This window comes from Lachnoclostridium sp. An14 (genome assembly GCF_002160755.1).
In the GTDB taxonomy this organism is placed as follows: domain Bacteria; phylum Bacillota; class Clostridia; order Lachnospirales; family Lachnospiraceae; genus Lachnoclostridium_A.
Genome location: NZ_NFLE01000007.1, coordinates 92182 through 111379 on the forward strand (window position 1 = coordinate 92182; position 19198 = coordinate 111379).

General features: G+C 56.3%; 15 protein-coding genes and 1 other RNA gene. 15 read left to right on the plus strand and 1 reads right to left on the minus strand.

Annotation, left to right across the window (positions count from 1 at the left end):
* Positions 1–918: an AraC family transcriptional regulator gene (locus B5E84_RS05950; protein WP_087220642.1), complete on the minus strand. Its 918-nt coding sequence runs from the start codon at positions 916–918 to the stop codon at positions 1–3.
* A 172-nt stretch (positions 919–1090) separates the two neighbouring features.
* Here B5E84_RS05950 and B5E84_RS05955 point away from each other — a divergent pair, with 172 nt between their 5' ends.
* The 15 genes from B5E84_RS05955 (at position 1091) to ssrA (ending at position 18883) form a co-directional block, all read left to right on the plus strand.
* On the plus strand, positions 1091–2383 hold the full coding sequence (locus B5E84_RS05955) for an ABC transporter substrate-binding protein (RefSeq protein WP_242963313.1): 1293 nt from the start codon (positions 1091–1093) through the stop codon (positions 2381–2383).
* Positions 2384–2394: 11 nt separating this feature from the next.
* Positions 2395–3291, plus strand: coding sequence for a carbohydrate ABC transporter permease (locus B5E84_RS05960; RefSeq protein WP_330374183.1), 897 nt, complete (start codon positions 2395–2397; stop codon positions 3289–3291).
* Positions 3292–3304: 13 nt separating this feature from the next.
* Positions 3305–4141 (plus strand): carbohydrate ABC transporter permease, encoded by an 837-nt coding sequence (locus B5E84_RS05965; RefSeq protein ID WP_087220645.1) that lies wholly within the window; start codon positions 3305–3307, stop codon positions 4139–4141.
* A gap of 24 nt (positions 4142–4165) precedes the next feature.
* Complete coding sequence (locus B5E84_RS05970) at positions 4166–6361, plus strand: alpha-galactosidase (RefSeq protein WP_087220648.1); 2196 nt, start codon at positions 4166–4168, stop codon at positions 6359–6361.
* 14 nt (positions 6362–6375) lie between these two features.
* Complete coding sequence (locus B5E84_RS05975; protein WP_087220651.1) at positions 6376–6843, plus strand: DUF6106 family protein; 468 nt, start codon at positions 6376–6378, stop codon at positions 6841–6843.
* Position 6844: 1 nt separating this feature from the next.
* Positions 6845–8677, plus strand: a complete 1833-nt coding sequence (locus B5E84_RS05980) for an amylosucrase (RefSeq protein WP_087220654.1) — start codon at positions 6845–6847, stop codon at positions 8675–8677.
* 56 nt (positions 8678–8733) lie between these two features.
* Positions 8734–9846 carry an ABC transporter ATP-binding protein gene (locus tag B5E84_RS05985; RefSeq protein WP_087220657.1) on the plus strand — a complete coding sequence of 371 codons (1113 nt, stop codon included), beginning with the start codon at positions 8734–8736 and terminating at the stop codon, positions 9844–9846.
* Between the two features lie 828 nt (positions 9847–10674).
* Complete coding sequence (gene eno / locus B5E84_RS05990) at positions 10675–11943, plus strand: phosphopyruvate hydratase (RefSeq protein WP_087220660.1); 1269 nt, start codon at positions 10675–10677, stop codon at positions 11941–11943.
* A gap of 67 nt (positions 11944–12010) precedes the next feature.
* On the plus strand, positions 12011–12238 hold the full coding sequence (gene secG, locus B5E84_RS05995; RefSeq protein WP_087220663.1) for a preprotein translocase subunit SecG: 228 nt from the start codon (positions 12011–12013) through the stop codon (positions 12236–12238).
* Between the two features lie 118 nt (positions 12239–12356).
* Positions 12357–14519 carry a ribonuclease R gene (rnr, locus tag B5E84_RS06000; RefSeq protein ID WP_087220732.1) on the plus strand — a complete coding sequence of 721 codons (2163 nt, stop codon included), beginning with the start codon at positions 12357–12359 and terminating at the stop codon, positions 14517–14519.
* Positions 14520–14522: 3 nt separating this feature from the next.
* The gene (smpB, locus tag B5E84_RS06005; protein WP_087220666.1) at positions 14523–14987 is read left to right on the plus strand and encodes an SsrA-binding protein SmpB; all 465 of its coding nucleotides are present in this window, start codon (positions 14523–14525) and stop codon (positions 14985–14987) included.
* A gap of 266 nt (positions 14988–15253) precedes the next feature.
* Positions 15254–15889, plus strand: a complete 636-nt coding sequence (locus tag B5E84_RS06010; RefSeq protein ID WP_087220669.1) for a hypothetical protein — start codon at positions 15254–15256, stop codon at positions 15887–15889.
* Between the two features lie 352 nt (positions 15890–16241).
* Positions 16242–17849: a serpin family protein gene (locus B5E84_RS06015; RefSeq protein ID WP_442911393.1), complete on the plus strand. Its 1608-nt coding sequence runs from the start codon at positions 16242–16244 to the stop codon at positions 17847–17849.
* 11 nt (positions 17850–17860) lie between these two features.
* Positions 17861–18472: a hypothetical protein gene (locus B5E84_RS06020; protein ID WP_087220675.1), complete on the plus strand. Its 612-nt coding sequence runs from the start codon at positions 17861–17863 to the stop codon at positions 18470–18472.
* Between the two features lie 71 nt (positions 18473–18543).
* Positions 18544–18883, plus strand: a transfer-messenger RNA (tmRNA) gene (gene ssrA / locus B5E84_RS06025).
* Positions 18884–19198 lie beyond the last annotated feature (315 nt).

A 19198-nucleotide genomic window follows, 5' to 3' on the forward strand; every position in this document is an offset into this window, starting at 1 on the left:
TTAGCGACTCCTTTCTGGCCCCGGCTCCGGGGCGGTGCCGTCCTCTGTTTCCCGGCGGTTCAGCTTGGGAAGGGGGCGGTTTTGTTCCCTCCAGTGGTTGGGGGAAACGCCGAAGATGGTTTTGTAGGCCCGGGAGAAGTGGAGCTGGTTGGGATAGCCGCACATTTTTCCCACTTCGCTGACGCTCATGTCGGAAAATTTTAAAAGCTCCGCGGCCCGGTTCATGCGGTAGTACATGAGGAAATGCTGCAAAGTCTGGTTGGTGCCCTCCCGGAACAGCTTTCCTAAATAGTTGCGGTTTAAATTGCAGAAGGCGGCCACGTCCTCTACGGTGATGGGGCGGCTGTAGTTCTGTTCGATGAAGGAGATGGCCTCCTTGATGTAGAAATCCTTCAGCTTGCCCGCCGGCACCGGTTTGGCGGAGGCGGAGCAGCGGATCAGGCAGTCGATGAACAGGTACAGGTGGCCGATCTGGTAAATGGGAGAGTGGGCCGGGTTGTCCACGATGGCCATAAGCTCGTCCCGGATCAGGGCGGCGTGCTCCCGCTTTTTAGGCCGGTACACGGGAGAGTCGAAGCTTAAGCCGGCCATTTCCATGTACTCCAGCGCCTTTACCCCGTCAAATTCCACCCAGGCGTACTCCCAGGGGAGGTGCTCGTCGGCGTAGTAGGTATTTACCTGGCCGGGGCAGATGAGAAAGCCCTGGCAGGCCTCCAGACGGTGCAGGTGGGTGGTCCCGGAGGAATCGTTGGAGCTTAAATATCCCTTTCCGGAGAAGATAAAGTGAAACAGGTAGTGGTTCCGCTTGGCCGGGCCGTAGGAATGCAGGGGGGCGCACTCCTCCCAGCCGTACTGAAAAATGGACAGGTCAATATTTTTGTCGTTTTGAAAAACCCCGAATTTAAAGTTCTTTTCCATGATGTCCTCCTATATACCAAAATGATAGCACATTGTACAAAAATTGTATAGATCTTACATTTTGGTATATAAATGCTTTTCCTGTTCATATCAGGGGATTTGTGGAATTGATATAATTCAAATACAAACTAATATTAGTTTATGTCCTAAATACACAAAAGGAGGGAAAAGTGTGAAGAAACGAAAAACAGCGATTTCGCTGCTGGCGGCCTGCGGGGCCGCGGTGATCCTCGGCGGATGTAGCACTGGCACGTCCGACGGAAAGACCCATCTCACGTTTCAGATCTGGGACATCGCCCAGAGGGACGGAATGCAGGCGATCTGCGACGCCTATACGGCGAAACACCCGGACGTGGTGATCGAGGTGCAGGTAACCAGCTGGAGCGAGTACTGGACGAAACTGGAGGCGGCAGCCATCTCCAACCAGATGCCGGACATCTTCTGGATGCACACCAACGAGATCCTGAAGTATGCCGACTACGGCAAGATCGCGGATCTCACCGATCTGTACGATGGGGAAGACCCGGACTACTTTAAGGACCATTTCTCCGAGGTGTCCTTAAAGAACGTCCAGGGAAGCGACGGGCGCTATTACGGCGTGCCCAAGGACAAGGACACGGTGGGCCTTGTCTACAATAAGGAAATGTTCGATGCGGCAGGAGTGGCCTACCCGGACGAGACCTGGACCTGGGATGACCTGTGCGACGCCTCCCAGAAGATCTATGACGCCACCGGAAAGTACGGCTATATGGCCTACGGCGACGATCAGCTGGGCTACTGGAACTTCGTGTACCAGAACGGAGGCTACATCCTGGCGGAGGACAACATCACCGGCGGCTTTGACAACCAGGCCACGAAGGACGCCATGAAATTCTACATCGACCTGCAGAAGGAGGACTGGTGCCCGGATCAGAACTATTTCGCGGAGACGTCTCCCGGAACGGCCTTTTTCTCTGAGCAGGGGGCCATGTTCCTGGAGGGCAACTGGAACATTTTAAGCGAGATGAACAACTACCCCAATATGCAGGGAAAATGGGACGTAGCTGTGCTGCCCATGTGCCCGAACCCGGCGTCCGGAGACGGCAGAGCCACCATTTCCAACGGTCTGTGCTACGCCACCTCCCCCGCCAATAAGAATTTGGAGCTGGTAAAGGATGTGCTCCGTTTCTTCGGCTCCGAGGAGGGCCAGCGGCTGCAGGGAGAATCCGGCGCGGCCATCCCGGCTTACGAGGGTCTGGAGCAGACCTGGATCGACGTGTTCGACCAGTTTGACTACCGGCTGAACGTGGAGTGTTTCGTGGATATGTTCGAGTACAGCGTGCAGTCCGTCAACAACAAGTACCGTTCCGTCTGGAAACCGGATGTGACGGAGAACCTGCTGAAGATCTATTCCGGACAGATCAGCTTTGAGGACGGAATGGCGGCCATGCAGGAGGCGTTGAAAAAGGCTGCCGAGGACGATTAAGGAGGGGGATTATGGCAAATATGACGGCGAAGGCCAGCAGGCACGCGAAGTCCGAGAGCCGGTGGGGATACCTGATGGTAGCGCCCACGGTGATCGGCCTGCTGGTGTTAAATATCTATCCGTTCCTGGATACCATCAAGTTAAGCTTTTCCAAGACCAGGCCCTTTGGCCTCTACGAGCTCAGAGGACTGGAAAACTACATAGAAATGTTCGCCAGCCCGGAGTTCTGGAGAGCGAATTTAAACACCATTTACTTCTGTATCCTGACGGTTCCCCTGGGAATTTTCTTAGCCCTGGTGGTGGCGGTTATGTTAAACGCCAAGATCAAGGGAAGGACGTTTTTCCGGGCCGTGTTCTTCCTTCCCATGGTTGTGGCCCCGGCGGCAGTGGCCATGGTGTGGAAATGGATGTTCAACACGGAGTACGGAATCATCAACACCCTGCTGGCCCACAAAATCAACTGGATCACCGATCCCAATATCGTCATGGTGGCCTGCGCCATTGTGGCAGTGTGGTCCGCCATCGGATATGACGCGGTGCTGTTGCTTTCCGGCCTGCAGAATATTTCAAAATCCTATTACGAGGCGGCCAGCCTGGACGGAGCCACCAAGCTCCAGCAATTTTTCCACATTACCCTGCCCATGGTTTCCCCCACCCTGTTTGTGGTGCTGATCATGAGGCTGATGTCTTCCATTAAGGTATACGATCTGATCTATATGCTGGTGGAGGAATCGAACCCGGCCCTAAACAACGCCCAGTCCCTGATGTACCTGTTCTACCGGGAATCCTTCGTCACCGGAAACAGGGGCCTTGGCTCCTCAGTGGTGATCTGGACGGTGGCTCTCATCGGCCTGGTGACGGTGGTGCAGTTCTGGGGCCAGAAGAAATGGGTCAATTACGAGGTGTAGAAAGGAGCTGCGTATGAATTCATCATTAGAGAGATCCAGACGGATCCGGACAATCGGAATCTATGCCTTTTTCGCCATCGGCTGCATTGTCATGGTGTTCCCCTTCGTGTGGATGTTCCTGACCAGCTTTAAGACGGTGGAGGAGAGCATGATCGTGCCGCCCACCATCCTTCCGGCGGAGTGGCAGACCAAAAACTTTACGGATGCCATGGCGTCCCTTCCCTTTTTCGCCCTGTACAAGAATACCATCCTGATGGTGTTCTGGAGAGTGGTGTGCGCGGTGCTGTTTTCCTCCATGGCGGGCTACGCCTTCGCGAAACTGCGCTTTAAGGGAAAAAACCTTCTGTTTTCTCTGGTTCTGATGCAGATGATGCTTCCGTCCCAGATTTTCATCACTCCTCAGTACCAGATGTTAGCGAAACTGGGCCTGACCAACACCATATTTGCCCTGGTGTTCCCCGGACTGGTGAGCGCCTTCGGCACCTTCTTTTTGAGGCAGGCGTACCTGGGGATTCCCGATGAGATCGCGGAGGCGGCCTATCTGGACGGCTGCAACCAGTGGCAGACCTTTGTGAAAGTGATGGCGCCTCTTACCAAGGCATCCATGGCGGCTCTGGCGGTGTTCACCGCGGTGTTTGCCTACGGAGACCTGATGTGGCCCCTCATTGTCAATACAGATTTGAACATGATGACGCTGTCCTCCGGACTGGCGACCCTAAGAGGCCAGTTCAGCACCAATTTCCCGGTGATGATGGCCGGCTCCCTGCTGGCGATGATCCCCATGGTGGTGCTGTACCTGTTCTTCCAGAAACAGTTCATCGAGGGCGTGGCCATGACCGGCGGAAAATAACAAATACAGACAGGATGATGATTTATGGCAGTAAGATATAATGCGGACACGAAAACATTCATATTGGAAACGGCGAACAGCTCTTACCTGATGGAAGTCAGCAGGTACGGAAACCTGCTGCATATGTACTACGGGGCCAGGATTCCCGACGAGGATCTGGACTACCTCCTCACCTTCCAGGACCGGGGATTTTCCCCCAATCCCAACGAGGTGGGAAATGACAGAACCTTTTCCCTGGATGCCCTGCCCCAGGAATTCTCCAGCGACCGCAGCGGAGACTACAGAAATCCCAGTGTGGAGCTGGTGTGGGGAGAGGGAGGCACCGCGTTTTCCGGAAAGGTGGCGGGGTATGAGATCAGCCCCGGAGCCTGTGTGATCAAGGGAATGCCCGGACTCTCCGGGGGCCCGAAGGAGAACGTGGACACCCTGGTAATCCGCCTGGAGGACCCGGTGAGCCGGGTGGAGGTGCGGCTGGCCTACACCGTCTTTGAGGAGAAGGATGTGATCGCCCGCTCCGTGATCCTGGCCAACTACGGCACCAAGCCCCTGCGTCTGGAGAAACTGATGTCTGCCACCCTGGATTTTCGGGATTCCGATTACGACCTGATCTATTTCACAGGCCGGCATATGATGGAGCGGGAGATGCGGCGGATTCCCATAAGGGACGGGGTTCATTCCGTCGGCAGCAGCCGGGGAACGTCCTCCCATCAGTACAATCCGTTCGCCATTTTGTGCGAGCCGGACTGCGGAGAGGATCATGGACAGTGCTGGGGCCTTTCTCTGGTCTACAGCGGAAATTTCCTGATTGAGGCGGAACGGGATCAGTACCGTCAGCTCCGCGTAAACGCGGGGATTCATCCCAAGGGCTTTTCCTTCCTTCTGGAGCCGGGGGAGGAGTTTCAGGCCCCCCAGCTGATCTTAGCCTGGTCGGGACAGGGACTTACGAGGCTCAGCCATATTTACCATCGGATTTTCCGGGAGAACTTATGCCGTTCTCCTTACCGGAAAAAGCTAAGACCCATCCTTTTAAACAGCTGGGAAGCGGCCTACTTCGATTTTGACGATGAAAAGATTTTGTCGATCGCGGAAGCGGCGGCAGACATGGGCGTGGAAATGTTTGTGCTGGACGACGGATGGTTCGGAAAGCGGGACGATGACTGCTCCGGCCTGGGAGACTGGACGGTGAACCGGAAGAAACTGAACATGGGACTTTCGGAGCTTTCCCGCCGGATCCACGGGATGGGCCTGAAATTTGGAATCTGGGTGGAGCCGGAGATGGTATCTGAGGACAGCGATCTGTACCGCCAGCATCCGGACTGGTGCCTGCGGGAGCCGGGACGGCCGGCGGTCCGGGGGCGGTATCAGCTGGTGCTGGATCTGTCCCGGAAGGATGTGTGTGACTATCTGATCGAATCCATGAACCGTCTTTTAAAGGAGATGGACGTGGAGTATGTGAAATGGGATATGAACCGCAGCTTGGCGGAGGCCTGGTCCGGACTGCTGGGCAGGGAGCGGCAGGGAGAGGTGTTCCACCGCTACATCTTAGGACTTTACTACGTGATGGACCACGTGATTTTGAGCCATCCGGAGATCCTGTTCTGCGGATGCAGCGGCGGCGGCGGCCGGTACGACCCGGCTATGCTCTACTACCAGCCCCAGATCTGGTGCAGTGACAATACCGACGCCGTGAACCGGCTGAAAATCCAGTACGGCACTTCCTTTGCTTACCCCATAAGCAGCCTGGAGTCCCACGTATCCGTCTGCCCCAACCATCAGACGGGCCGCACCGTTCCCCTGGCCACCAGGGGCGTGACGGCCATGGACGGGGTATTTGGATACGAGCTGGATCCCACGAAGATGAGCGCGGGGGAGAAGGAGGTCTGCAGAGAGCAGATCCGGTTCTACAAGCGTTACGGGAAGGTGATCATGGACGGCGATTACTACCGGCTGACAAATCCTTACGAAAACCGGTACTTCACCGCCTGGCAGCACGTTTCCCAGGATAAAAAGAAGTCCCTGGTAGGCCTGGTCATCACGGACAAGGAAGGAAATGAGGCCCAGAGGTATCTGAAATTAAAGGGGCTGGAGCCGGATGCCTTCTACCGGATCGAGGGACGGAAGGGAAAGTTTTCCGGACGCCTCCTTATGAGCGCCGGCATTCCGGTGCCGAACGGCCTGGGAGAGTATGACGGTTTGCAGATTGGACTGAAAATGATATAAGGAGCGGGAGCAGGATGAGAGATGTTGTATTTGAGTGGTATGTGCCGTATGTCATAAACGGAAGGCAGAGGCTTTTGAAGGCGGTGATGGTGTCGGCCGCGCTGGTGTTTTTTGTGGACGCGGTATTCTTCGCGGCGTTTATGCTGTTTCCGGCTTTGATTCTGGCGGTGACGGGATTTTTCCTGTTCCGGAGCTGGCGGTATGAGTATGAGTACGTGTATGTAAACGGCGATTTCACCATATCAAAGATCATCCGCAAGGAAAAACGCAAGGACGTTTACCACGCGTCCCGCACCGAATTTGAGGAGTTTCTCTCCGGGCGGGCGGCTCCAGGGGGACGGACGGTGAGAGATTTCACCTCCGGCCGGCCGGGAGCGCCGGTTTACACGGTGAAGGCCAGGGGAGAGCTGATTTACATGGAAGGCGGGGAGGAATTCCTCGGAGAAATGAAGAAATATTACCCCATACAGGCAGGTGAGTGAGATGGAGAGAGAGACGGTTTTTAAACGGAGGCTGGGCAGGCATTACGATGAGCTGAAATGGCTCTACTGCGAGCTTTACGAGGGCGGAATCGGCAAATTTGAGGAGCTGTGTACCAGAATGGAGAAACGGAGCCGGGAGCGGAGCGCCGGATTAAAACGGCTGGATAAGCGCCGGGAGGAGCGTCCGGACTGGTACAAGGGCAACGATATGGTGGGAATGATGATGTACACCGACGCCTTTGCCGGCACTCTGAAGGGAGTAAAGGAGCGGCTGGACTACGTGGAGGAGTGCGGCGTGCGCTGCCTGCACCTGATGCCTCTTTTGGATTCCCCGAAGGTGAACAACGACGGCGGCTATGCCGTGTCGGACTTTACGAAGGTAAAGGAAAACCTGGGAACCATGGAGGATCTGCGGGATCTGGCGGAGGAGTGCCACAGGCGGAAGATCAGCCTGTGCCTGGACTTCGTGATGAACCACACCTCCGAGGAGCACGAGTGGGCCAGACGGGCCAGGGCCGGGGAGAAGGAATATCAGGACCGGTACTTCTTCTTTGACAATTTTGACATTCCCGCCCAGTACGAGGCCACCTGCCCTCAGGTGTTCCCCACCACGGCCCCCGGCAATTTTACATGGCTGGAGGACGCGAAGAAATTTGTGATGACCACCTTTTACCCCTACCAGTGGGATTTGAATTACCGGAACCCGGATGTGTTCAACACCATGGTGGATTACCTGCTGAACCTGGCAAACCACGGGGTGGATGTGGTCCGCATTGACGCGGTTCCCTACATCTGGAAGGAGCTGGGAACCAGCTGCCGGAACCTGCCTCAGGTCCACACCATCGTGCGGATGATGCGGATGATCTGCGAGGTGGTCTGCCCGGCGGTCCTCCTGCTGGGGGAGGTGGTGATGGAGCCGGCGAAGGTGGTTCCCTATTTCGGGACGGTGGAAAAGCCGGAGTGCCATATGCTCTACAACGTGACCACCATGGCCTCCATCTGGCACACCGTGGCCACAGGGAAGGTGTCCCTGTTAAAACACCAGATGGATGTGATCAACGGGCTCCCGCGGGAGTACGTGTTCTTAAACTACCTCCGCTGCCACGACGACATCGGCTGGGGCCTGGAGTACGCCTGGCTCAGGAAAGAGGAGATGGAGGAGGTTCCCCACAAGCGGTTTTTGAGCGACTACTTCACGGGGAAATGGCCGGATTCCATGGCCAGGGGAGAGCTTTACAATGACGATCCCACCTCCGGAGACGCCAGGCTCTGCGGAACCACAGCCTCCCTCTGCGGCCTGGAGGCTGCCATGGCAGAGGGAAACGAGGAGGAGATCCGGCGGGCGGTGGACTGTGACCTGATGCTTCACGCCTGCATGATGACCCTGTCCGGCATTCCCATGCTCTACAGCGGGGACGAGATCGGGCAGCTCAACGACTACAGCTACCGGCAGGATCCGGCCAAGGCGGCGGATTCCCGCTACGTGCACCGGGGGGCCTTCCGCTGGGAAGACGCGGAGCTTAGAAAGAACCCGGAGACGGCCCAGAGCCGGCTCTTTGCCGGAATCGGCCGCCTGCAGGAGCTGAGAAAGAAGAAACCGGTATTTTCCGGCGGAGCGTCCGTGCGCACGGCGGAGACCTGGGACCCGTCCATCCTGTGCTTAGTGCGGGAGTACGGCGGGAAAAAACTGGTGGCCCTCTTTAACTTTTCCGGAAAGCCCGGCACGGCCTGGATCGACGAGCCGGGGACGTATGAGGACCTGCTTTCCGGCGAGCGCATAGAGGGAAAGAACGTGGCTATGCCGCCTTACGGGGCGCGGTGGATGCTGCGGTAATGAGAACGGACCCGTTTTGGGAATGAGAGATAGACGATCAATATTAGGAGGAAATTATGGCGAGTGTTCAGCTGAAAAATGTATGTAAAAAATATCCCAACGGATATGAGGCGGTAAAGGATTTTAACCTGGACATCCAGGACAAGGAGTTTATTATTTTTGTAGGGCCCTCCGGCTGCGGAAAGTCCACCACCCTGCGGATGGTGGCGGGCCTGGAGGACATCAGCTCCGGAGAGCTCATCATCGACGGAAAGCTTATGAACGACGTGGAGCCCAAGGACAGGGACATCGCCATGGTGTTCCAGAGCTACGCCCTGTATCCCCACATGACGGTGTATGACAATATGGCCTTTTCCTTAAAGTTAAAGAAGACGCCGAAGGAGGAGATCGACAAGGCAGTGCGGGAGGCGGCCCGGATCCTGGATCTGGAAAAGCTCCTGGACAGAAAGCCCAGAGCCCTCTCCGGCGGCCAGAGACAGCGTGTGGCCATGGGCCGCGCCATCGTCCGCAACCCCAAGGTATTCCTCATGGATGAGCCGCTGTCCAACCTGGATGCCAAGCTCCGCGGCCAGATGCGTGTGGAGATTTCCAAGCTCCATCAGCGCCTGGGCAGCACCATCATCTACGTGACTCACGATCAGACGGAGGCCATGACCCTGGGAACCAGAATCGTGGTGATGAAGGACGGCGTGGTGCAGCAGATCGACACCCCTCAGAATCTGTATGATCACCCCTGCAACAAGTTTGTGGCCGGTTTCATCGGTTCTCCCCAGATGAACATGATCACCGCCGACGCGGTGGAGGAGAACGGAGAGGTAACTTTAAAGTTCGCGGGCCACAGCATCGTGTTAAACGAGAAACGGGCCGAGGCTCTGAAAAAGGGCGGCTACGTAGGCGGCAAAGTGGTGATGGGTATTCGTCCCTCCGACATTCACGGGGACGAGGAGAGCCTGAAGAAATTCAGCAAATCCTGCTTTGAGACGGAGGTCCGGGTGTACGAGATGCTGGGAGCCGAGGCCCTGGTATACTTTGACATCAACGAGGCCGGCTGGGTTGCTTCCTTAAATGCCAGCACAAAGGTGGCTGTGGGCGATCACATCCGCCTAGCCATGGATACGGATAAGATCCATATTTTCGATTACAACACAGAGAAAACCATTGTAGACTGATAGAACGTGCGCTCCAGGCGCACACTCCCTTCGGGGCCGGCTGCGCACTTTGCATCCTCCTTCGCGCATACGGCCCATCCTCCGGAGGGAGGGGTGAGAGAGCGGCGCCGGTGACGGCGCCGTTTTCAGCATTTTTCAATTTGCAGTTGCAAAACTTCCGCGGATGACATATAATATCCTTACCAAGGGAGCCGGAAGGTGAGCGCACATCACCCGACCCGGCGAATGGATTCAGCAATTAGAGATAGCCGTCTACTTTTGTCAGGAGCAGGACGGCTATTTCTTATGCGTATAATTGAGAATAGTGACGATCAACAAGGCTACGCTTATGATCAGGCTGAATTCTTCATATGTACTCATAATAATCACCACCTTCCGTAAGGTCTCGGATTGGGTGAGAGCACGTCCCCCGGCTCCCTGGGTAAAGATATGATATTGTCACGGTTCTGGATTTTCCGGCGGAAGATTTCGACAGAGATAAATCGATCTTTGTAGGAGAAACGGGTTCATGCAAATGATATTTTATAAAGTAAACAGAGAAATGCAACTGGCATAGAAAAGCAAGCAGCCGGTAGCAGACGGATTTGTTTGTGGTATCCACTATAAAACAAATTTTGTGAAATAGCAATGAAATTTAGAAAAATAATAGAAATAAAGCGGGAAGTTGAGAATTGATCGGGCAGTACCTTCTCATATGCCCGTTTCAAAAACAGAAAATAGAAAAACCTCTTTCAATCTCCCGGCACAGAGCAAAACTCCCTGCATAAAGAACTGGAAAACCGGCCATCTTATCCCATAGAATGAAGATGAAGATAAGGAGGCTGTCATATGAATTGCGGATTTGATATTGCGGCGGTGAGAGGAAGGGAGATCCTGGATTCCAGGGGAAATCCCACAGTGGAGGCGGAGGTCACCCTGGAAAACGGGGCGGTGGGCCGGGCCTCCGTGCCCTCCGGCGCATCCACAGGAAAATTTGAGGCGGTGGAGCTGCGGGATGAGGATCACCGCTACGGCGGAAAAGGCGTGAAACGGGCGGTGGAGAATGTGAACACCGTGCTGGCGGAGGCGGTGATGTTTGAGGACGCCAGGGACCAGCGGCGGCTGGACCGGCTCCTGCGGGAGGCGGACGGCACGGAGAACAAGGAGCGGCTGGGGGCAAACGCCATTTTGGGAGTATCCCTGGCCGCGGCCCGGGCGGCGGCAGCCGGCCTTGGCGTGCCTCTGTACCGCTATCTGGGCGGGGTGAACGCCTGCCAGCTCCCCACCCCCATGATGAATATTTTAAACGGCGGCGTCCACGCTAAAAACACCGTGGATTTCCAGGAGTTCATGATCATGCCTGTGGGGGCGAAAGCCTTTTCCGAGGGCCTGAAAATGTGCGCGGAGGTCTACCACACCCTGAAAAAGCTCCTGGACATCGGCGGCTACTCCACGGCGGTGGGAGACGAGGGCGGTTTCGCTCCGGATCTGAAAAACGCGGAAGAAGTGCTCACCTACCTGACGGAGGCGGTGAAAATGAGCGGCTACCAGCCGGGGAAAGACATCAAGATCGCCATGGACGCCGCCTCCAGCGAGCTGTATGACGAAAACACCGGCACTTACTTTTTCCCGGGAGAGAGTAAGATGGCCGGCCATGAGGTGCACCGCACGTCGGAGGAAATGATCCTGTACTACAAAAAACTTCTGGAGGCCTTTCCCATCTGCTCCATTGAGGACGGCTTAAACGAGGAAGACTGGGACGGTTGGATCCAGCTCACAAAGGCCCTGGGCAGCCAGGTACAGCTGGTGGGAGACGATCTCTTTGTCACCAACACCGGCCGTCTGAGCCGGGGCATTCTCTCCCAGGCCGCCAACGCCATCCTGATCAAGGTCAACCAGATCGGCACCCTGACGGAAAGCCTGGAGGCCATCGAGATGGCGAAACGGGCGGGCTACCGCACGGTGATTTCCCACCGCTCCGGGGAGACCGAGGATCCCTTTATCGCCGACCTGGCGGTGGCGGTAAACGCCGGCCAGATCAAAACGGGAGCGCCCTGCCGGTCAGAGCGCACCGCCAAATACAACCAGCTTCTGCGCATCGAGGAGGAAATAATTTAGTTTAGGCTTGTATTTGCCTGGGATTTATGATATGATTACCAGTGTTTGACTATAGGAGGTGCGGAAGTTGTTAAAGATCGTGTTGTCTGTAATATTTGTGCTCGTAGCGATCGCTCTGACCGTGATCGTACTGCTCCAGGAAGGAAAATCCCAGGGCCTGGGTTCCATCGCCGGTATGGCGGACACCTACTGGGGACGGAATAAAGGACGTTCCATGGAGGGCGCATTGGAGAAGTTCACGAAGTTCGCGGCGATTATGGTTGTCGTGCTGGCAGTCGTGTTGAATTTATTGTAATAGGTAGGCAACGGATGACACTCTTGGGAACAAGGGTGTTTTCTTTTATGTCATAGGAAATGGCCGGGAGGCCGAAGGAATGGGCGCTCCCGGACACACAGAAGGCTTGAGACAGAACATGAAACAGGAATTATTAGAAGAAAGAAAAAAACGGATGGCAGAGCTTTTGGCGGATCCCGCCTATGTGCCCATGAAACTGAAGGAGCTTGCCATCCTCCTTGGGATCCCGAAGGAACAGCGGGACGAATTAAAAGAAGTGATGGACGCCCTGGTGGCGGAGGGAAAGGCGGGGATTTCCAAAAAAGGAAAATACGGCCGGCCGGAATCCTTTTCCCTCACCGGCGTGTTCAGCGGAACTTCCAAAGGGTTCGGCTTTGTGGCCATAGAAGGCTGGGCAGAGGATGTATTCATCCCGCCGGACAAGACGGGAGGGGCCTTAAACGGCGACACGGTGCGGATCGTGACGGAGAACGGCAAAAAAGGCCGCCGGACGGAGGGAACGGTGATCCGTGTGCTGGAGCGGGCCAATGAAAAGCTGGTGGGCTACTACCAGAAAAGCAAAAATTTCGGCTTTGTGGTGCCGGACAACCAGAAAATCGGCTGCGACGTGTTCATTCCCCAGGGAAAGGACATGGGCGCGGTGACGGGCCACAAGGTGGTGGTGAACATCACCGATTTTAAGGACGGGAAACAGAACCCGGAGGGAAAAATCGTGGAGATCCTGGGCCATATCAACGATCCGGGAGTGGACATTCTCTCCATTGTGAGGGCCTACGAGTTGCCGGAGGAATTTCCGGACGAAGTGATGGCCCAGGTGGAAGGGCAGATCCCGGACGCGGTGCCGGAAAAGGACAAGGCGGGGCGGCTGGACCTGCGGGATGTGCCCATGGTCACCATCGACGGGGAGGACGCCAAGGACTTAGACGACGCGGTGAGCCTTTCCAAGGAGACGGGCGGAGGGCGGACGGTGTACCGCCTGGGGGTGCATATCGCCGACGTGAGCCACTACGTGACGGAAAACAGTCCCTTAGATAAGGAGGCCCTACGCCGGGGCACCAGCGTTTACCTGGTGGACCGGGTGATCCCCATGCTGCCCCACCGCCTTTCCAACGGCATCTGCTCCTTAAACGCCGGGGAGGACCGTCTGGCCCTGTCCTGTCTGATGGAGTTTGACGGGGCCGGGCGGATGGTGTCCCACCGGATCGCGGAGACGGTGATCCGGGTGGACCGGCGGATGAGCTACACGGACGTGAATCAGATCATCACCTATGAGGATCAGGAGACTATGGAACGCTATGAGGAGCTGGTTCCCATGTTTTTCCTCATGAAGGAGCTGGCGGACCTGCTGCGTGCCAACCGGATGAAACGGGGAGCCATCGACTTTGACTTCCCGGAGAGCAAAATCCTTCTGGACGAGAAGGGAAAACCGTTGGAAATCCGTCCCTACGAGCGAAACGCCGCCACCCGCCTCATCGAGGACTTTATGCTGGCGGCCAACGAGACGGTGGCGGAGGATTATTTCTGGCAGGAGGTGCCCTTTTTATACCGCACTCACGATGTGCCGGACCCGGAGAAAATGAAAAGCCTGGCGGTGTTTATCAACAATTTCGGCTACACCGTCCGCTCCCAGAAGGGGGAAATCCACCCGGGAGAGCTGCAGAAACTCCTGGGGAAGATCGAGGGGACCCCGGAGGAGGCCCTGCTTTCCCGGCTGGTGCTCCGCTCCATGAAACAGGCGAAGTACACGGTGATCAACTCCGGCCATTTCGGCCTGGCCGCCAAGTATTACACCCATTTTACCTCCCCCATCCGCCGCTACCCCGACCTGCAGATCCACCGGATCATCAAGGAGAACCTGCGGGGCGGCTTATCCGGAAAACGGATGGGCCACTACGAGCGGCTCCTGCCGGAGGTGGCGGTAAAGACCTCCGCCCTGGAGCGCCGGGCGGACGAGGCGGAGCGGGAGACGGACAAGCTGAAGAAATGCGAGTATATGAGCCGGTTTGTGGGCGAGGAGTTTGACGGCGTGATTTCCGGCGTCACCTCCTGGGGCTTTTATGTGGAGCTGCCCAACACGGTGGAAGGGCTGGTGCGGGTAAACGACCTGACCGGCGACTATTATCTGTTTGATGAACATTCCCTGGAGCTTAAGGGAGAGATGACCCGCCGGACGTTCAAGCTGGGACAGAAGGTGCGGGTGCGGGTGACGGGAACAGACAAATTTTCCCGCACCGTCGATTTTGCCTGGGTGGGAGACTGCCCGGCGAAACAGGAGGAATAAGACATGGGCAAAGATGCGTTCAAGTTGGTGGCCAACAACAAAAAGGCCTACCACGACTATTTTATCGAGGACAAATACGAGGCGGGGATTGAGCTGTTCGGCACGGAGGTGAAGTCCATCCGCATGGGCAAGTGCAGCATCAAGGAGTCCTTTATCCGCATTGAGCGGGGACAGGTTTACATCTACGGGATGCACATCAGCCCCTACGAGAAGGGCAACATTTTCAACAAGGATCCGCTGCGGGTGCGCCGCCTGCTGATGCACAAGACGGAAATCCGCCGCCTGGACTCCAAGCTGGCGGAAAAAGGCCTGACTCTGGTGCCGTTGCAGGTGTATTTTAAAGGCAGCCTGGTAAAGGTGGAAATTGGCCTGGCCCGAGGCAAAAAGCTCTACGACAAGCGCCAGGATACGGCCAAAAAGGATATGAAACGGGAAGTGGAGCGGGATTATAAGCTGAAACTGCGGTAATGGAATCAGGATGAGAGAAACGGTGTTTCTGTGCTCGGATGGGTGAGGACAGGGATGCCGTTTTTTGTGTAGTAGGAAACTGCGTTCCCTATGACACAAAAGTTTCCGGCGGGAGGCGCACACTTTTTGCTAAAATATCGTAAGAAAATCGTGCACAGATATTAAAACATTCCATCCCCCCAACTGCTATAATAAAATCAGAACAAGAAAACGGCGTTTTCTGACGCCTGAAGGAAACCGGAAATGAAACAGTGGAGGTGTGGAGAATGAAAAGGAGAAACGGAATCGCGGCAGCGGCCGTCCTGGCTGCGGTATGGGGACTGACGGCGGGAATCTCCGGCTGTGAGACGGCGGCGGGAGAACCGGCCATGTACATAGAACCGGCCGAGCTGACCCAGGAGGAGGAAAGCATGGCGAAACTGGTGGGGGCAGAGGCGGAAAAACGGATCTACGATTTTTCCGCCACCCCGGCCCTTCAGAGCATTTATCTGAAAACCTACCGCCTGGAACAGGGAAAATGGGTCCCGGAGTCGGACGGCGGACAGGCCTACGGGGAGACGGAGGGACGGCTGGCCCTGAACTTTGATTCCCTGGCAAAGGGGATGGGCGCGTCCCTTCAGGGAAAAGAGGAATTTGGTTCCTCCTCCTACGAAAAAGACCTGGAGGAAGAATTCGCGGAAGTCTCCCGGGTCACCACGGTTTTGGAGGAGCGCAGGCCGTTTTCCTATGAGGAGGAGATTCCTCTGGTGATCCAGGTGATGAGCTCCGGGGACCTGAACTCCGGGGACCGGGTGGAGTCCTGGCCGGTGGAGGCGTTTTCGCGCCCGGAGGAATACAGGAGTCCGGAGGGCGGGGCGGTGTACGCCGTCACCGTACAGTTCAGCAGGGATCCGTTGGATTAAAGGAAAGCAGAAGGGAGGAGTGCGTATGAGACGAAAGGGGAAACATTCCGCCGTAGCCGGTATGCTGGCAGCAGTGTTGGCGTTCATGTCCCTGGCTGGCTGCGGGGGCCAGGTTCCGGGAGGAAACGCTCCAGACGGGCCGGAGACAGATCAGGCGGCGGATGTGTCCGCGTTGGACGGACATAAGCTGGCGGAGGCCGTCTACCCGGAGCGGGAGCCCTATCCGGATGAAATGGATTTTGTGGATGAAAAGACAGGGGAGTTTGACGACGAGGGCTTTTCCGCCGCTTACGACCGGTGGTGGACGCAGAGGCGGGCAGTCTGGGATGTGCCGGATGCGGACGGGAAATGCCTGGAATCCTTTTCCCGCAGGGCGTCCCGCCAGTTTCTCTCCGGGGCGGATGGGAAAAACAGGACCGTTTCCCCGGTCAATCTGTACCTGGCCCTGGCGATGCTGGCGGAAATCACGGAGGGGGAGAGCCGGGAGCAGATTTTGGAGCTGCTGGACGCGGAGACGGCGGAAGAAGTGCGGACTCACGCTGCCAACCTCTGGAACCTGTGCTACAGCAATGACGGGGCGGTGACCACCATCCTGGCCAATTCCCTGTGGCTGCAGGACGGAATGGAGTACCGCCAGGAGACGCTGGACCGGTTGGCAAAAGACTATTTTGCCTCCTCCTACAGCGGCATCATGGGCTCAGAGGAGTATAATCAGGCCCTCCAGGCCTGGCTGAACCAGCAGACCGGCGGACTTTTGAAGGAACAGGCGGCGGGCATCCGCCTGAGTCCGGAGACGGTTCTGGCCCTGGCCAGCACCCTTTACTACCGGGCAAAATGGCAGAACGAATTTTCGGAGTCGGCCACGGCGCAGGCCGTATTTCACGGGAGCGGCGGGGAGGAACCCTGGGATTTCCTGAACAGCAGCAGCTATGGCGGTTACTACTGGGGAGAGAAGTTTGGGGCCACGGCCTTAAGTTTAAACGAGAGCGGTTCCATGTGGCTCATTCTTCCTGATGAAGGGGTCACGGTGGAGGAGCTTTTGGCGGATGAGGAAACCTTTGACCTGGTCCAGTCCCGGGGCACCTGGGAAAACCATAAATATTTGAAGATAAATCTCTCCCTTCCCAAATTTGACGTGGTCTCCGATTTGGATCTGATGGAGGGCCTGAAGGCTATGGGGGTGGAGGACGTGTTCGACAGCGGACGGTCCGATTTTTCCCCTCTGATGGACGAGGACGGCCTGTTTTTGTCAGAGGCGAAACACGCATCCAGGGTGAAGATCGACGAGAAGGGCGTGGAGGCGGCGGCTTACACGGTGATGGCTGTGGCGGGAGCCGCGATGCCGCCGGAGGAGGAAATGGATCTGGTGTTTGACCGCCCGTTCCTCTTTGCACTCACCTCCAAAACCGGCCTGCCCCTGTTTGTGGGCGTGGTAAATACCATGGGAGAAGGGAATCCTGAGGAAACGATGTCGGAGAACGGGGCGGAGGATGAAAAAGGAGCCCCGTATGCTGCCGGTGAGGCGGTAACAATGGAGAGCTCTGAGGAAAACGCCCCGTCCGGTGAAAGGGGAGAATGGGAAACCTGGGCGTATATAAGAAATCTGGAAGGGGATCGGCTCCGGATGGATCCGGTGGAATACATCCAGGAGGGCGACCGGGAACGAATCGGGGAGCTGGGGCTTACAGAGGCGGACCTGGCCGGCGGATTTTGTATTTACAACCCGGATCCGTCGGAGGAGGAGCTTTTGCTGACCCCGGAAACCGAGTACACCTTCATCGACTGGGGCCGGGATTTTGTGGATTCCGATGATCCGGAGGAGCTGCGGATCACCGGGGCCAGCCGGGAGCAGTTTGAAACCTATCTGAACACCTACGAAAACAGCCGTCCGGGAATGCCGTTTTTCTTCCGGATCCGGGACGGGGCGGTGGTGTCGGTGACGGAAGAACCGATGGCGTAGGAGGGGCAGAAATGAAAAGATGGAATGTGACCTGCGGGCTGGCGTCCCTGGCCTTCGCGGCAGTCCTCACCGCCTGCCGGGGCGCAAAACCCGCAACGGGAACAGAATCGGAAACGAGGACGGAGGTGGAGGCCGCTGAAGACATCTCTGCCTCCGCCGCCGATGCCGGAGGAGAAGTCCAGGCGGAACGGGAAAACCATTCCACCCGGCGTTCCTGCGTGACGGTGGTCTCCGGGGAGGAGACGGTGATTCCGGTGGAGTACTTTAATTTCAGCCAGAGCACGGAGGCGGACGGAGAGGGAAAGGAGCAATTTGTCAGCGAGTGCGGTCGGTATTATAAGGTAGAGGATGTGGGAGAGCTGCCTACCGTTTCCTATTCTCCGGAACTGTCTGTCCAAACGTCCGAAACGGTTGAAACCGTGGCCTGCCGTCTTTACAACCGGTCGGGAACGGCTCTGGGAGAATGGACGGATTACCAGACTATCGAAGAAATCCGCCTGCCGGAGTTTCAGGAGGACTATGTGGTGGAGCTGCGGATGACTCTTGCCTGGGAATCCGGTATCAGCGGTTATCAGGAGTTTTTCGCCGTCGCCGCCGCACCGCCGGGAACCGCTGGAAACTGACCATCCCGGCCCTTGACAGCCCCGCCCTTTCGTGCTATCCTAATAAAGCCTGCAAACGCAGGCGCCAGTGAGGGGCAGTACTGGTTTCGACAGGGGCCATGCAGCTGGTGAAGCTATCCGTATGCAATGCGTCAAATGGCAAACCTAAATATAAACGCTGAAGATAATTTAGCAATCGCTGCTTAATTGCGGCTGTCAGCCTTAGAGCACTCACACTTTAAGATCCTGGCATCGACTATGTGAGAAACGACGTATGCAAAGCTTTGCGCATATGGGCGTAGGATGAAGCTACTGAACCCGTCAGGATGTCTGTTTCCGGGCGGCAGAGGGAATGAAAAAGAACAGACTATGATAGTAGAAGAACAGGGAATTGGTTTTTGGACACGGGTTCAACTCCCGTCTGCTCCACTTCAGAAAAAACCTTGTAAATGCGGGATTTTTCCTGTATTTACAAGGTTTTTTGCCGATTTGACGAGAAAGAAAAGGAAATATTGTTCCGGTAAAAACATCCTCATTTCCGGCTAAAATTCACACGAAAATCACACGGATTTTATGGAGCGGAAATGATCGCTAATTTTCTTTGTCCGCCGTTTTTTCCAGGTCGATGACAGTTCTGTACGGTTCCTGTTGGCGCACTTGGCGCAAGGGCCAATTCTTGTAGTTTGACAAATCCTCTGGTTTGACGTATAATATGCTTAACAAGACAGCCAGTAAGGGAGGTCAAGG

Excerpts from the sequence above, each read along its gene's own strand:
- B5E84_RS05950 (WP_087220642.1), bottom strand. The coding sequence starts at position 918 with ATGGAAAAGAACTTTAAATTCGGGGTTTTTCAAAACGACAAAAATATT.
- B5E84_RS05960 (WP_330374183.1), top strand. The coding sequence starts at position 2,395 with ATGGCAAATATGACGGCGAAGGCCAGCAGGCACGCGAAGTCCGAGAGC.
- B5E84_RS05965 (WP_087220645.1), top strand. The coding sequence starts at position 3,305 with ATGAATTCATCATTAGAGAGATCCAGACGGATCCGGACAATCGGAATC.
- B5E84_RS05970 (WP_087220648.1), top strand. The coding sequence starts at position 4,166 with ATGGCAGTAAGATATAATGCGGACACGAAAACATTCATATTGGAAACG.
- B5E84_RS05975 (WP_087220651.1), top strand. The coding sequence starts at position 6,376 with ATGAGAGATGTTGTATTTGAGTGGTATGTGCCGTATGTCATAAACGGA.
- B5E84_RS05980 (WP_087220654.1), top strand. The coding sequence starts at position 6,845 with ATGGAGAGAGAGACGGTTTTTAAACGGAGGCTGGGCAGGCATTACGAT.
- B5E84_RS05985 (WP_087220657.1), top strand. The coding sequence starts at position 8,734 with ATGGCGAGTGTTCAGCTGAAAAATGTATGTAAAAAATATCCCAACGGA.
- eno (WP_087220660.1), top strand. The coding sequence starts at position 10,675 with ATGAATTGCGGATTTGATATTGCGGCGGTGAGAGGAAGGGAGATCCTG.
- rnr (WP_087220732.1), top strand. The coding sequence starts at position 12,357 with ATGAAACAGGAATTATTAGAAGAAAGAAAAAAACGGATGGCAGAGCTT.
- smpB (WP_087220666.1), top strand. The coding sequence starts at position 14,523 with ATGGGCAAAGATGCGTTCAAGTTGGTGGCCAACAACAAAAAGGCCTAC.
- B5E84_RS06010 (WP_087220669.1), top strand. The coding sequence starts at position 15,254 with ATGAAAAGGAGAAACGGAATCGCGGCAGCGGCCGTCCTGGCTGCGGTA.
- B5E84_RS06020 (WP_087220675.1), top strand. The coding sequence starts at position 17,861 with ATGAAAAGATGGAATGTGACCTGCGGGCTGGCGTCCCTGGCCTTCGCG.